Genomic DNA, 14,064 nt, shown 5'->3' with positions numbered 1-14,064 from the left:
TTTATTTGTTCTTGAATTTACTTTTATTTATCTTTTTTTGTTCATTAAGTTCTTCATCATCAAATAAAATTCTTATGGCAGGAGTTTGGTCATCCTCATATTGTCCGTCTTTAACCGACCAAATATATAAAAATAAAAATATTAATGCAACAATAAGACTAAGACCTATAAGAATAAATATTACTGCCATACATTTTCTATTTATTTCACGAAATTATAAAAATAAATAATGGTATTAAAATATATTTTTATCTCTTAATTGTTGATGCAACATAAATGTATTTGCAGGTGTTCATTTTTATTGATTTTAAAAGTGATTTTTATATTTTTAGTTTTTGATAAGATTTTGTAATTTATAATCATTCTATTTTGCGAATGTGGCATGAAAAGTTGATGTTTTACAGGAAAGACGTTTAAATTTAAATAAATATGGTATTAAATTGTAAATTCTAATGTATGAGTTTATATTTCAGCTTTTAGTATCATATTAAATAGGATTATTATGAAAAAATATGCTCTTTAATATTAGGTCAACAAAAAATAAAAGATTAATTTTGTACAACATTTAAAAAATAGTTATATGGATTTGTCCACAAGATATATGGGGTTAAATTTGAAGAATCCCTTAATAGTCGGAAGCTCAGGGTTGACTGATAAAGTTGATAAAATTAAAAAACTTGAAGACAATAATGCAGGTGCAGTTGTTTTAAAGTCATTGTTTGAAGAACAGATTAATGCGGAAGTATTTAATGTTACAGATTCCGGTAATAATGATTATCCCGAGGCTTATGAATATATTAAAGAATATACAAAAGATAAAACAATTACTGAATATTTAAAGTTAATTGAGGATGCCGGAAAAGCTGTTGATATTCCTGTTATAGCAAGTATTAATTGCGTTACGGATTCAGAGTGGATTAAATTTGCCGAAGATATTGAAAATGCCGGAGCAAGTGCACTGGAATTAAATATTGCGTTATTGCCTTCTGACCCGTTTGCTGACGGTTGTGACAGTGAAGATATTTATTATAAGATTACGGAGAAAATAAGTAGTGTTATTTCAATTCCGGTATCTTTAAAAATGAGTTACTATTCTGCCGGATTAGCTAAACTTATATATAATCTTAGCACATTAAGGAGTATTAAAGGAATTACTTTATTTAATCGTTTTTATAATCCTGATATTGATATAGATTCATTAGAGATATCATCTTCAAATGTTTTCAGCACACCTGATGAATATACTTTACCGTTAAGATGGATTGCATTGTTATCCGGAAAAATTGATGCAGATATGGCAGCAACAACCGGGATACATGACGGAAGCAGTATGGCAAAACAAATATTAGCAGGTGCTTCTGCAGTACAAATTGTTTCTGCAATTTATAAGCACGGTCCCGAATATATAAAAACAATATTATCCGAATTTGAAAGTATTGCTTCCAAGCATAACTTTTCTTCTGTAGAAGATATGAAAGGGAAATTGAGTTTTCATAAAAATAAGTATAACAGAGCCTTTGAACGAGTTCAGTTTATGAAATATTTCGGAGGAATATCTTAATTAAATTATTAAAACATAAAGAAATGGAAAATAAATTTAATGCAATAGTATCTCAGATAGTTCAAGTTTCACCTTCAATGAAAATTTTTAGAATTTCACCTGTAGGTTGGGAACTGCCCGATTTTATTTCAGGACAATTTGTAGCTTTATCATTACCGGCTTCTGCAGAGAGAGTAGCGGAAGCAACTCCTGATTACGAAGAGTATGAAGAAGGAAAAATGATTAAAAGAGTTTATTCGATTGCTTCCTCCTCAAAATCGAAGGAATTTATCGAGTTTTATATATCCTTAGTGCGCTCAGGGGCTTTAACACCGCGTCTTTTTAACTTAAAAGTAGGTGACAGTATTGAACTCGGACAAAGAATGGTCGGTATGTTCACATTAGAGCAAGTCCCTGAAGATAACAATATTGTTTTAGTTGCAACCGGAACCGGAGTCGCACCTTATATAAGCATGCTGCGTTCAAATATAATGAGTAATAATAAACGTAAAATTGCGGTTATTCATGGTGCCGCAAATTCTTGGGACTTAGGTTACAGCTCAGAACTGATGTTGTTAGAGAGTTTATCTGACAGATTTAAATATATTCCTACAATTATTGATGCTGAAAATGAAGTTGCACCGTGGAGAGGAGATACCAGATTTGTTCAAGATATGTGGGCTGACGGTGTTATAGAAAAAGCTTTCGGGGAGAAGCCTTTACCCGAGAATACTCATATTTTCTTATGCGGAAATCCTAAAATGGTAGAAAGTATGTTTAAGCATCTGGAAGCTGACGGTTTTAAAGAACATAAAAGAAAATCCCCCGGGGAAATTCATATTGAGAGTTGGGGGTAAATTTAGAAAATGAAATAAAAAATACCGAGTTTTTTACTCGGTTTTTTTTGTAATTAAAAATGATTTAATTTAAATATACCTGTGCGTAATTATCTAATAGTATGATAGATAGTGGTTATTTTGTGTACATCTTCTAATTGTAAACAGTAAAACAGTCGTATTTAAAAAAATGAATGAATTGATAATTACTATAACGTTTTGCAACATTTATAATAAAAATTCGTATATTTAAAGGATAAAGAATAAAATTGAAAGAAAATATATGAGGCAATTAAAAATTACAAAATCAATAACGAACAGAGAGAGTGAATCATTAGATAAATATCTTCAAGATATAGGCAAAGTCAATTTAATTTCGGTAGAGGAAGAAGTTGAACTTGCCCAAAGAATAAGAAGAGGAGACCAAGAAGCATTGGAGAAGTTAACAGAAGCTAATTTGAGGTTTGTTGTATCTGTTGCAAAACAATATCAACATCAAGGATTAAGTTTGCCGGATTTAATTAATGAAGGAAATTTAGGATTGATGAAAGCAGCAAAGAAATTTGATGAAACAAGAGGTTTTAAATTTATTTCTTATGCAGTTTGGTGGATTCGACAATCTATTCTACAAGCTTTAGCCGAGCAATCACGAATTGTAAGATTACCCCTAAATCAAGTAGGAGCAGTAAATAAAATTTATCGCTATTTTGCGAAGTTTCAACAAGAATTTCATCGAGAACCGACCGCAAGAGAAATATCAGAAGAATTAGAAATCAGCCAAAAAAAGATTTCTCAAATAATGAAAGCTGCGGGAAAACATATGTCAATGGATGCTCCGTTAACAACAGATTCCGACAGCAACAGCTTAGTTGATATTATGGAAAACGAAGGAATTGACCCTTCAGATAACAGGCTTCTGAGAGAGTCGTTGCTTAAAGAAATTGACAGAGCCTTATCGACATTACCGGAAAGAGAAGCAATCATTATTAAACATTTTTTCGGTGTTAATGACGAAGAACTGTCATTAAGAGAAATAGGCGAGAAATTAGGATTAACTAGAGAACGTGTAAGGCAACTTAAAGAAAGAGCTTTAAGAAAATTAAGAAAAACCTCAAGAAGCAAACATTTAAAAACATTTTTAGGATAGAAAGCAGAAGTTTTAACTTCGGTTTTTTATCTTAACCTGTCAGCTGCTTTAACCAACAACTCATCTCTGCGAATTCCTCTTCTTGCCATTAATATAAAAATGAAAATTATTATCGGTAAAATTGCCGATAATCCGATTGTTGCAATCGTGTTTCCGCCTTTTGTTAATGAAAAATAAGAAATTAAAGCAACAAGAAAAAGAACCAATAAACTTATAAATGTGCATATTCTCATTTGTAAATTTCTGTTTTTATACAGAAAAATACCGAAAAAACTCAAAAAAGCAATAACTCCGGTTAATCCGGCAACAATATACCCGCTTTGAATAATATTATCAAAACCCGCAATACTTATTGAATCATATTGATAAATACGAATGCTGCTGTCAGTCGATAATTCAATTACAGGAAAAAAGAACATTAATACGGCAGTTGCAACAGCAAATAAAAACCATAAAGTTTGAATTCTTTGAATCATAGTATTATATTTTCTGCAAAATTAGAAAAAAACATTAACTTCATACTTATTTTATTTAAAAATATTGTAAGCGTAATTGTTGTCAAACATATCATTAAATGACAATATTCATTATAAATTAATAAGTTTAAATCATAATAATACTTAATTTTGTAAAAAAATACGATATGGATTTAATAAATGAAATAAAGCAAAAAGCAAAAAAACTTAATAAAAGAATAGTATTACCCGAAAGTTTTGACGAAAGAACATTAAAGGCTGCCGACATTGCATTTAAAGAAAACTTAGCAGAAGTTATTTTAATAGGAAATAAAAATAAAATTCTTAAAGATGCAGAAGAATTCGGATTGAAAAATGTAAGCAATATTCAAATTGTTGATTATGATACATACTCAAAAATTAATGAATATGCAGATTTAATGGTCGAATTAAGAAAACACAAAGGACTTACCAAAGAAGATGCATTAGAACTTCTTAAGAACCCTTTATATTTAGCAGTTTTAATGATAAAAGCAGGAGATGCAGACGGTGAAGTTGCAGGAGCGGCAAATGCAACAGGAAATGTATTAAGACCTGCATTCCAATTTGTGAAAACAGCACCCGGTATAAGTGTCGTTTCCGGAACTTTTTTAATGTTTGTTGATGATAAACAGTTCGGGAATGACGGTTTAATGCTGTTTGCTGATTGTGCCGTTCATCCTGATCCGACAGCTGAAGAACTTGCACAAATTGCAGTTTCTACCGGTAAAACCGCCCGAGCAATTGCAGGTATAGAACCCAAAATTGCAATGCTCAGCTTCTCTACAAAAGGAAGTGCAAAACATGAATTAGTCGATAAAGTTATTCAAGCAACCGAAATTGCAAAAAAAATGGCTCCCGATATGCAAATTGACGGAGAAATGCAAGCAGATGCCGCAATTGTTGAAGCAATAGGAAAGAAAAAAGCACCGAACAGTAAAATTGCAGGAAAAGCAAATGTTCTTGTATTTCCTGACCTTCAATCAGGAAATATATCTTATAAATTAGTGCAAAGATTAGCCGGAGCAGAAGCAATAGGACCTATTTTGCAAGGAATGGCTGCACCTATTAACGATTTATCAAGAGGTTGTTCAGTCAGTGATATTGTTAATCTTATTGCAATAACATCTAATCAGGCAGCAGATAAATAAAACTAACTATTAAAACAGATTAATTATGTCTGAAATATTAACAGAATCAATAGAACAATACCGTTTAAGCGAAAGTACAACTCCTCGAATGAAATTCTCAAAAGTAGGAATTGTAGGATGCGGGTCAACCGGTCAAAGTATAACACTGATGATTGCAAGCAGAGGAATAGAAGTTGTATTTCTTGAGTTAACGCAAGAACTAATTGATGAGGCATTTAGTGAAATGCAAGAACGGTTGGATGAAAAAATTAATCATTGGGGCTTAACCAAGAATGATGAAAAACTGATTTTATCTCGAATTAAAGGTTCATTAGATTATAAAGACCTGAAAGGCTGTGATATCGTTATAGAATCAATTCTTTCCAAAACCCGGGAATTCAGTAAAGATATAAGGCAAGCAATATTTAAGCAAATTGAAGAGCATGTTGAGAGAAATACTATTATTGCAACAAATTCAACATCTTCCGTAATTACGGAATTAGCATCAGAACTAAAATATAAAGACCGCTGTGTAAGTCTTCATTTCTCAACAACATCTCCTGATGCTCAAATAGTTGAAGTAGTTATGGGGCTTTATTCCTCTGAAGAAGTAAGTATTAATATTCAGAAATTTGCAAAACTTATAAATAAAACTCCGGTGCATGTTGAAGAATCTCCCGGTTTAATCAGCGTAAGGTTAGGAGTAAGCATTATTGCGGAAGCGTGTGATTTGTTAATGGAAGGAGTCGGCTCAAAAGAAGACATTGACTTCGTAATGAAAAAAGGTCTCGGAATGTCACTCGGCCCGTTTGAAATGGCTGATAAAATAGGCTTGGAAAGAGTTGTAAGGTGGATGGATAATTTGTATAACGAATTTGGTGACAGAAAATATAAACCGTCCCCGATTATTAAAAAACTTGTAAGAGCAAAACGCTATGGAAGAAAGACTTGCGAAGGTTTCTATAAATATGACGAATTAGGGTATAAATTAAAAGACCAATATAAAGAAGTTAATTGTTCGAATATATTTTAAATAATGAAATAAAATGAAAGTATTAGTTTTAAATTGCGGAAGCTCATCAATAAAATTTGAATTATTTAAAATGTCCGGTAAAACCGTATTGTCAAAAGGAACAGTTGAAAAAGTAGGAATGAAAGGTTCTTTTTTGTTGTTAGAAAAGCCTGATGGAGAAGAGGTTAAGTTTACGGGAGATGTCTTAGACCACAAAATAGGAGTTGAATATATTTTAGGAATTTTAAGCAGCGAAAAACACGGAGCACTTAAAGATTTGAACGAAATTGAAGCAATTGGACACCGAGTTGTGCACGGAGGAGAAGACTTCAGCGGAAGCGTTTTTATCAGTAAAGAAGTTATTGAAGTTCTTGAAAAAAATGTTGAATTAGCCCCTTTGCATAACCCTGCTAATTTAAAAGGAATATATGCACTTCAAGCATTATTACCTGATGTTCCGCAAGTTGCTGTTTTCGATACTGCATTTCACCAATCTATGAAACCCGAAGTATATATGTACGGAATTCCGTACGCTCTCTATAAAAAATACAAAATTCGTCGATACGGTTTTCACGGAACAAGCCACAGATATGTTTACGGCAGAGTATGTGAAATATTGGGTTATAAATCGAAAGATAAAAGAATAATTTCGTGTCATTTGGGTAACGGTGCTTCTGTTGCCGCAATTAAAAACGGTAAGTCTGCAGATACATCAATGGGATTTACTCCCGTAGAAGGATTAATTATGGGAACTCGTTCCGGCGATTTAGATATAGGAGCTTTCACATATATTATGCGAAAGGAAGAAATCGGTTTAGAAACATCTGCGGTTTTAATAAACAAATTCAGCGGAATGTTAGGTGTAACAGGTGTTTCTTCCGATATGAGAGAAATAGAAGAGAAAGCCGAAGAAGGGAACGAAAGAGCAAAACTGGGATTAGAAATGTATGCTTACAGAGTAAAAAAATATATAGGTTCCTATGTTGCTGCAATGGGAGGTGTTGATGCTCTGATATTTACCGGCGGAATAGGGGAGAATGCAATAAATATTCGAGCTGACATTTGTAAGGGGCTGGATTTCTTAGGTTTAGATTTAGATATTGAAAAGAATAACATAAGAGGTCAAGAAACAATTATTTCAAAAGATACTTCAAAAGCAAAAATTCTCATTATACCTACCGATGAGGAACTTGTAATTGCTGAAGATACTTATGAGATTGTTAAGTCTTACTAATCTGTTGTAATGTCGGCAGATATTTTAATAATAAGATGAAATACAATAATGAAAATAAGACTTGTTTTAATATTCATATTTTTCTTAAAATCTGTTTTTTCACAAGAGATAAAAACAATTCATGTTTTTGTTGCCTTATGCGATAATGAAAACCAAGGAATTGTTCCTGTTCCTGTAAGAATAGGCAACGGACAAGATCCTTATCATAACTTATATTGGGGAGCGGGTTACGGCGTTAAAAATTACTTCAACGTAAAAAGCAAAGATTGGAAACTGATTAAAACAATTAAAAACCCGAAAGAGAAAATTTTGGAACGTGTTGTATTTAAGCATGTAAGAACAAATACTTATCTTCTTGCCGATGCTTATGACGGAGCAGAAATAAAACAAACAGTTTTGGATTTTTTATATGCTTCGTCAGGTTATTTTCAAACAAGCGTAAAAATTGATTCAATTACATACAACTTCGGAGGAGCTTCTGGTTTATGTGCCTATGTGGGGCATAACGGATTAATGGATGTGCAAATTAACCCGAATTTAAAGAAAAAAGGCGACAAAATAAGAGATGTTATTATAATCGGCTGTTACAGTAAAGATTATTTTGAACCGTATATTGAAGATGCAGGAGCAAATCCCTTAATTTGGTCAACAGGATTAATGTCAGCCGAAGCATATACTTTAGAATGGGCATTAGACGGATGGGTACTTAACGAAACTGATGAACAAATAAGAACCAGAGCTGCAAATGCTTATAATTATTATCAAAAATGCGGAATTAAAGGAGCAAGAAATTTATTAAGAACAGGTTGGTAATTTTTATTTTGACCTTTACACTTTTAACTGAACAGTGAGATATTTCATTGAACTTTCATACAAAGGAACAAATTATCACGGTTGGCAATTTCAACCTAATGCAATAACTGTACAGGAAGAACTTGAAAAAGTTTTTTCACTTTTGCTTAATTCAAATATTAAAATAACAGGTGCAGGAAGAACAGATACAGGTGTTCATGCAATTAATTACATTGCTCACATCGATGTAAATGAACAAATTCCCGATATTCCGAAATTACTTTATAAAGCAAACAGTTTCCTGAATCAAGATATTGCAATTTATGATATTTATAAAGTAAAAGATGATGTTCACAGCAGGTTTTCGGCAATATCAAGAACTTATGAATACAGAATTCATAAAACCAAAAATCCGTTTCTTAAAGATGTATCATATTATATAAATTCCCGTCTTAATTTTGAAAAAATGAATAAAGCAGCAATGCTTTTGTTTGAATATGAGGATTTTACAAGTTTCAGCAAATTACATACAGATACAAAAACAAATATTTGCAAAATAATTAAAGCAAATTGGAAGCAAAGAGGTGAGCAGATGATTTTTACGATTGAAGCCGACAGATTCTTGCGAAATATGGTAAGAGCAATAACCGGTACATTGCTGGAAATAGGAAAAGGAAAAATAAATTTAAATGATTTCAGAAAAGTTATAGAAAGTAAAAACAGGTCAAATGCAGGAGTTTCAGTTCCTGCTCACGGTTTATTTTTAACAGAAATTAGATATCCTGACGAAATCCTGTCGGAATAGAATCTTTTCAGGGCTTACAAAGCCCTGCAGCTGTTAAAAGCAAATAATAGCATATTACAACTTGATTAAATATATTTTTATAATTTTGTATGCTTTATAACTCAGAAAGAAACAGATGAAAGAAATAATATCATGGTTTGTAAAAGGTTTCGGAATAGGTGCGGCAAATGTTATTCCCGGTGTTTCGGGCGGTACAATAGCATTAATTACCGGAATTTTTGAACGTTTAATTGATGCTCTGAAATCGTTTAACATAAAAGCTCTTAAACTTTTATACAAACTTAAATTTAAAGATTTTGCAAAACATACTGACTTAAAATTTCTTATTTTCATATTTTTAGGGGTTGCTGTCAGTATTTTAACTTTAGCAAGATTACTTGAATTTCTTTTTGATAATTACCAAGTATATGTTTGGGCATATTTTTTCGGTTTAATTTTCGCATCTGTTTATTTTGTAGGAAGAACTGTTGAAAACTATTCTCTGCCTGTAATTTTGTCATTCATCGTAGGAACGCTTATCGCAGTTTGGATTTCATTTTTAAACCCGGCAACAGAAAACGATTCATTTTGGTTTTTAATAATTTGCGGTGTAATTGCAATTATCAGCATGATTCTTCCGGGGCTGTCAGGCTCGTTTGTTCTTATATTAATGGGAAATTATACTTTGATTTTGCGTTCGGTTAACGTGCTGGATTTTAATGTGCTATTGCCTGTTGTAATTGGCGTTGTGATTGGACTGCCTGCTTTTTCAAATATTTTGTCATGGGTTTATAAGAAGTTTAAAAACCAAACAATTGCATCATTAACCGGTTTTATTTTCGGTTCATTAATTATTCTTTGGCCTTGGAAAAATCAAGAATACTTAATTGATGCAAACGGTTTTGATGTTTTAAATAAAGAAGGTGAAAAAATAATAAGCGGATATCAGCGTTTTATTCCTGAAACATTAAGTGCAGAAGTTTTATTGGCAGTTGCATTTTTCTTAACGGGCATTTTATCATTGTGGATTGTTGAACGAATAGCAGCAAAAAAAGAATCTTAATTATGAAAGTTTACGGTTTAATAGGATATCCTTTAACTCATTCTTTTTCTAAAACGTATTTTACCAATAAGTTTAAAGATGAGAATATAAAAGACGTAAGTTATTTAAACTTACCTATTTTATCCGTTAAATTATTTTCCGATATATTGAAAACAGTTAACGGTATTGCAGGTATTAATGTTACTTCGCCGTATAAAGAACAAATAATACCGTATTTAGACGAACTTGATGAAACAGCTCGTAAAATAGGGGCTGTTAATGTAATTAAAATAATCAATAAAAACAGTAAGCAAAAATTAATAGGCTATAATACTGATGTATTCGGATTTATGACCTCTTTAAAAGAACATATTCCCGAAGATGTAAACAATGCTTTAATACTCGGAACGGGAGGTGCAGCAAAAGCTGTTGCATCTGCTCTGGAAATATTAAAGATTAATTTTAAATTTGTAACATCTAAAAATAACAAAAAGAATAATAAAACCCTGCTCTATTCTGAATTGAATTCGGAAGTTGTAAAAAATAACTTACTTATTGTTAATGCAACTCCTTTGGGGCTATTCCCCGATATTAATAAAAAACCTGATATCCCGTATCAATTTATTACAAACAAACATCTCCTGTTTGACTTAATTTATAATCCTACGAAAACACTATTTTTAAAAGAAGGAGAAAAAAAGGGAGCAACAATTGTTAACGGTTACGAAATGCTTAAATATCAAGCTGAAAAAGCATGGGAAATTTTTAATTCCTGATATTTTATGTTATTTTTGAAACTAATTAAAAAATAAGGGAATGACATTTTCGAGTCTTATAATCTATAAATTCCTTTTTTTTGCATTTCTTTTATTTGCATTCTTCAGAGTATTGTTTTTTTTGAATCCGATACTCATAAAAAATAAAAAAAATGCAACTTTTATTAAAAGAAACTTACCCGTACTTGAGTTTATTGTCTGGATTATCTTTTCCGTTTGGGTATTTCGAGAATTTTTAATTTATAATCAATATTTTGCAATTGCTTTATTTGTAATAATGTTGGTTATTTCAATATTATCCGTAAGAATTTTTTTAAGCGATTTTGTTGCAGGTATAATTTTGAAAAGTGATTCTTCAATTTCAACGGGAGATTTTATAACAACTTCGAATTTTTCCGGTATAATATCAAAATTTAATTACAGAACATTAGAGTTGGAACTTCAAAATAAAAGCATTGCAAAAATTCCTTATTCAGAAATACTTAACAAAAGTTTAGTAAAAGAAAAACGTTCCCGTTCAATATCGGCTCACTCGTTTGAAATTACAACTTCCAAAAAAAAGAAACTTGATGAACTTATAAAGTCAATTGAGCAAACAATTATTTTATTACCTTGGGTATCAATAAAGCAAACTCCTGAAATTAAACCTGTTTCTGAAACAAATAATACTTATTTGTTAGAAATAACGATTTTTGCAAATAATAAAGATATGTATTTTAAAATTGAGAAGTTTATTAAGGAAAAAATTGAGGGTTGAAACCGGTTCAGCGTAGTAAAACAATAAAAACAAAGCAGTTCAGAGTAGTGTCTTCGCTGCTTTGCTAATAAACAACTTAAATGCAATAGCATTTATCAATAAAAGAGCAAACAAAATATGTCAGAAGTATATAAAATAAAAAGAATGCCTTTTTTCTTATATTAGATTGTCTAAAATTTATGCCTAAAAAGCTTACTCTACGTATATTTTGCTTGACCCAGAAAAACAAGGTATAAGAAACAGGAATAGTTATAAATAAAAAAGACAGCCAAAATTGACTGCCTTTTTTGTGGGCGATACAAGACCATACTCCACAAAGCATACTAAGCTGACTATATTAGAGTTAACGCTAATTTTTAAATATTTTTGTATCACAAATGTATCACAGAACAAAAGCAAATAAATGCCTTTTTATAAATCAACCAATATCTCCCAATGCCCTGAAACTGCTGAACCTTCTCTCGAAATTATTTTCATTTCTTTTAGTTTTGAGAGGTGTTTTTCAATGGTTGTAGTACTAACCCCGATTTTTTTACTCAAACCCGGAATAGAGATTTGATTATCTTTATTTATTTCCTCTAATATTTTTATTTGAGTATCACCCAACCTATCACCCAACCTATCACCCAACCTATCACCCAACCTATCACCCAACCCTTCTGGTTCGGATATTAAAATAGTTGTCGTAAAAATATCATCTTCTCTAAATTCGGCTTTGCCGGATTTAGAATAGTGAGGCAAATATTTAAAGACATTTCGCATACCGGAACCGACTTCTTCAACTCGTCCCATTTGAAGCATCAGCTTGCTGATGGTCGGGTTCTTTGAAAAGGGTGTAAATTCTTTTGGGTCTATTATTCCCTTATTTCTTGTGATATTCGGATTTGAGAAAATAACTTTGTCTTTATAAATTACAATTGTAGCCGGACGACCGTCAAGATATTCTCTGTGAGCAATTATGTTGGAAACTAATTCTCTGAAAATTGCATCTCTTAAACTTATTCGTGTTGTTCCCTCCAAATAGAACGGTTCATTTAAGTGTTTTGCCATGAAATCCATAAGTAAATCATAGGCATCAATAAGGTTTGTGCGGATTGTTAACCGGTCATCGTAACGGTCTAAATTGAACTTTCTGACCATTGCATCAATTTTATATGCCGGAGCTACTGTTTGAATGGCTATATCTGTACCGAACATCAGAACTGCTGCAAGCGTATAGGCTTCTGTTCCGTTATCTGTTTTTCTTTTGAAACCTGCACGTTGTAAAAAAGTTTCAAATGAAAGTTCTAACCAAGGATGTTCCGGATAATTAATTGCAATTAGTCGTTTTGTACGTTCAAATAATTCAGGCTTTAAATCATCCGATGTAATTTGTGGATAAACTCTTTGCTCTGTATAATAGCTTAACTTACGATTTACAATAGCTGCAATTTTTTCCGGTTGTGAAATTTTATAATCACCGTCTTCATTTCTTGCATATATTTCACCGGATGTTTTGTGAACTTGTGAACTTTCAGGAACATCAATTACAAGAACAGTTTTTCCTTCAATTTCAATTTCATTTGTATAGAGCATGAAAACAGGTTCTAACTTTTGCCGGTTGTTAGACATGTTTGCAATATCTGTTTTTAGTTTGGTTTTGAAATTCTCATCAATACCGGTTATTTTTCCGTTATCATTTACACCAAGAAATATTTTACCGCCCTCGGTATTTAAAAATGCACATACGGTTTCAAACAAAGATTTTGGTAATTTATCCTTTGCTTCTTTAAATTCTGTTTTTATGCCTTCTCCGGATTGTATTATTTTTTTGTGCATTGTAGTAATTTGATTTTGCCGTAAAATTAATAATTATCTGTGATTTATTTTAAACCGGATAATAAAACAAATTTATTTATAAGGTATGACTTTATTATAACAAACAGCTTTTATGTAGATTTTACCAGATATTATCACATAAAAAGGAAATAATTATGACAAAAAATAACCAGTTATATAAAATGTGAATTTGGTCCGTTAGTGACGGACGAATTGTAATTCTTTGATTAATAGTATTATGAAATTTGCCAGACACCGTCTGGCAAATTGAGTTTTATAAGCCAGAAATTTATGCAACAGCTTGTTATGGATTTGCTATTTGATTTTTTTTAAGAACTTACAAATATACAGTATATCACAGTATAAATATAAAATAAGTGTGTCGATATTATATACGAGGCAGGAGCCTTGTGTTAAGTTGGGCAAATTGCTAAACTAATATTTTATTTATTTAATCATTGTTGTCCGATAAAAATCAGATTTAAATAAAAAGTTAATTTAAGTGTCTGAAAATCAAATATAGTTTTTTTATTTTTAAAAATAACCCCCTTATGTCGGGAAAAGTGAGTTTTTACACTTGTTTTTTTGTCTTTCATTCAATTCTTGCCAGGATTTTTCAGGATTTTCCAAAAATTTATAAATATTTATATAATTCATAAGGTGCATTCTGTTTAATGAAGTTAAATTTGAAAATGCCCATTT

14 protein-coding genes are annotated in these 14,064 nt (G+C 31.3%); 11 read left to right on the top strand and 3 right to left on the bottom strand.

Going from position 1 to position 14,064, the window contains the following annotated elements:
- Position 1: 1 nt before the first annotated feature.
- A complete protein-coding gene (ccoS, locus tag L3J35_05135) occupies positions 2 to 190 on the bottom strand; it encodes a cbb3-type cytochrome oxidase assembly protein CcoS (GenBank protein MCF6365568.1) in 189 nt (62 codons plus the stop codon).
- Between the two features lie 390 nt (positions 191 to 580).
- On the opposite strand from ccoS, the gene L3J35_05130 reads away from it, so the two are divergent.
- The 3 genes from L3J35_05130 (at position 581) to L3J35_05120 (ending at position 3,523) form a co-directional block, all read left to right on the top strand.
- Positions 581 to 1,561 (top strand): dihydroorotate dehydrogenase-like protein, encoded by a 981-nt coding sequence (locus L3J35_05130; GenBank protein ID MCF6365567.1) that lies wholly within the window; start codon positions 581 to 583, stop codon positions 1,559 to 1,561.
- Positions 1,562 to 1,584: 23 nt separating this feature from the next.
- The gene (locus tag L3J35_05125; GenBank protein MCF6365566.1) at positions 1,585 to 2,397 is read left to right on the top strand and encodes a ferredoxin--NADP reductase; all 813 of its coding nucleotides are present in this window, start codon (positions 1,585 to 1,587) and stop codon (positions 2,395 to 2,397) included.
- Positions 2,398 to 2,659: 262 nt separating this feature from the next.
- Positions 2,660 to 3,523 (top strand): sigma-70 family RNA polymerase sigma factor, encoded by an 864-nt coding sequence (locus L3J35_05120; protein ID MCF6365565.1) that lies wholly within the window; start codon positions 2,660 to 2,662, stop codon positions 3,521 to 3,523.
- 26 nt (positions 3,524 to 3,549) lie between these two features.
- Here the strand turns inward: L3J35_05120 and L3J35_05115 are convergent, their stop codons facing one another.
- Positions 3,550 to 3,999, bottom strand: a complete 450-nt coding sequence (locus L3J35_05115) for a DUF4293 domain-containing protein (GenBank protein MCF6365564.1) — start codon at positions 3,997 to 3,999, stop codon at positions 3,550 to 3,552.
- Between the two features lie 167 nt (positions 4,000 to 4,166).
- On the opposite strand from L3J35_05115, the gene pta reads away from it, so the two are divergent.
- The 8 genes from pta (at position 4,167) to L3J35_05075 (ending at position 11,544) form a co-directional block, all read left to right on the top strand.
- Positions 4,167 to 5,168, top strand: coding sequence for a phosphate acetyltransferase (pta, locus tag L3J35_05110; GenBank protein ID MCF6365563.1), 1,002 nt, complete (start codon positions 4,167 to 4,169; stop codon positions 5,166 to 5,168).
- Between the two features lie 25 nt (positions 5,169 to 5,193).
- Positions 5,194 to 6,180: a 3-hydroxyacyl-CoA dehydrogenase NAD-binding domain-containing protein gene (locus L3J35_05105; protein MCF6365562.1), complete on the top strand. Its 987-nt coding sequence runs from the start codon at positions 5,194 to 5,196 to the stop codon at positions 6,178 to 6,180.
- 13 nt (positions 6,181 to 6,193) lie between these two features.
- Positions 6,194 to 7,393, top strand: coding sequence for an acetate kinase (locus tag L3J35_05100; GenBank protein ID MCF6365561.1), 1,200 nt, complete (start codon positions 6,194 to 6,196; stop codon positions 7,391 to 7,393).
- 48 nt (positions 7,394 to 7,441) lie between these two features.
- Positions 7,442 to 8,206 (top strand): hypothetical protein, encoded by a 765-nt coding sequence (locus L3J35_05095; protein MCF6365560.1) that lies wholly within the window; start codon positions 7,442 to 7,444, stop codon positions 8,204 to 8,206.
- Between the two features lie 34 nt (positions 8,207 to 8,240).
- A complete protein-coding gene (truA, locus tag L3J35_05090; GenBank protein MCF6365559.1) occupies positions 8,241 to 8,990 on the top strand; it encodes a tRNA pseudouridine(38-40) synthase TruA in 750 nt (249 codons plus the stop codon).
- Between the two features lie 115 nt (positions 8,991 to 9,105).
- On the top strand, positions 9,106 to 10,032 hold the full coding sequence (locus tag L3J35_05085) for a DUF368 domain-containing protein (protein ID MCF6365558.1): 927 nt from the start codon (positions 9,106 to 9,108) through the stop codon (positions 10,030 to 10,032).
- A 2-nt stretch (positions 10,033 to 10,034) separates the two neighbouring features.
- A complete protein-coding gene (gene aroE / locus L3J35_05080) occupies positions 10,035 to 10,787 on the top strand; it encodes a shikimate dehydrogenase (GenBank protein ID MCF6365557.1) in 753 nt (250 codons plus the stop codon).
- Between the two features lie 40 nt (positions 10,788 to 10,827).
- The gene (locus L3J35_05075; GenBank protein ID MCF6365556.1) at positions 10,828 to 11,544 is read left to right on the top strand and encodes a mechanosensitive ion channel family protein; all 717 of its coding nucleotides are present in this window, start codon (positions 10,828 to 10,830) and stop codon (positions 11,542 to 11,544) included.
- Between the two features lie 411 nt (positions 11,545 to 11,955).
- Here the strand turns inward: L3J35_05075 and L3J35_05070 are convergent, their stop codons facing one another.
- Positions 11,956 to 13,362 (bottom strand): putative DNA binding domain-containing protein, encoded by a 1,407-nt coding sequence (locus L3J35_05070; protein ID MCF6365555.1) that lies wholly within the window; start codon positions 13,360 to 13,362, stop codon positions 11,956 to 11,958.
- Positions 13,363 to 14,064 lie beyond the last annotated feature (702 nt).

It is taken from the genome of Bacteroidales bacterium (assembly GCA_021648725.1).
Taxonomy (GTDB): Bacteria; Bacteroidota; Bacteroidia; order Bacteroidales; family JAADGE01; genus JAADGE01.
The sequence above is the reverse complement of the archived record's forward strand: the minus strand, read 5'-3'. Positions and strand labels throughout refer to the sequence as shown.

Excerpts from the sequence above, each read along its gene's own strand:
- aroE (MCF6365557.1), top strand. The coding sequence starts at position 10,035 with ATGAAAGTTTACGGTTTAATAGGATATCCTTTAACTCATTCTTTTTCT.
- L3J35_05070 (MCF6365555.1), bottom strand. The coding sequence starts at position 13,362 with ATGCACAAAAAAATAATACAATCCGGAGAAGGCATAAAAACAGAATTT.
- L3J35_05130 (MCF6365567.1), top strand. The coding sequence starts at position 581 with ATGGATTTGTCCACAAGATATATGGGGTTAAATTTGAAGAATCCCTTA.
- L3J35_05120 (MCF6365565.1), top strand. The coding sequence starts at position 2,660 with ATGAGGCAATTAAAAATTACAAAATCAATAACGAACAGAGAGAGTGAA.
- pta (MCF6365563.1), top strand. The coding sequence starts at position 4,167 with ATGGATTTAATAAATGAAATAAAGCAAAAAGCAAAAAAACTTAATAAA.
- L3J35_05085 (MCF6365558.1), top strand. The coding sequence starts at position 9,106 with ATGAAAGAAATAATATCATGGTTTGTAAAAGGTTTCGGAATAGGTGCG.
- L3J35_05075 (MCF6365556.1), top strand. The coding sequence starts at position 10,828 with ATGACATTTTCGAGTCTTATAATCTATAAATTCCTTTTTTTTGCATTT.
- L3J35_05125 (MCF6365566.1), top strand. The coding sequence starts at position 1,585 with ATGGAAAATAAATTTAATGCAATAGTATCTCAGATAGTTCAAGTTTCA.
- L3J35_05105 (MCF6365562.1), top strand. The coding sequence starts at position 5,194 with ATGTCTGAAATATTAACAGAATCAATAGAACAATACCGTTTAAGCGAA.
- L3J35_05095 (MCF6365560.1), top strand. The coding sequence starts at position 7,442 with ATGAAAATAAGACTTGTTTTAATATTCATATTTTTCTTAAAATCTGTT.
- L3J35_05115 (MCF6365564.1), bottom strand. The coding sequence starts at position 3,999 with ATGATTCAAAGAATTCAAACTTTATGGTTTTTATTTGCTGTTGCAACT.
- ccoS (MCF6365568.1), bottom strand. The coding sequence starts at position 190 with ATGGCAGTAATATTTATTCTTATAGGTCTTAGTCTTATTGTTGCATTA.
- L3J35_05100 (MCF6365561.1), top strand. The coding sequence starts at position 6,194 with ATGAAAGTATTAGTTTTAAATTGCGGAAGCTCATCAATAAAATTTGAA.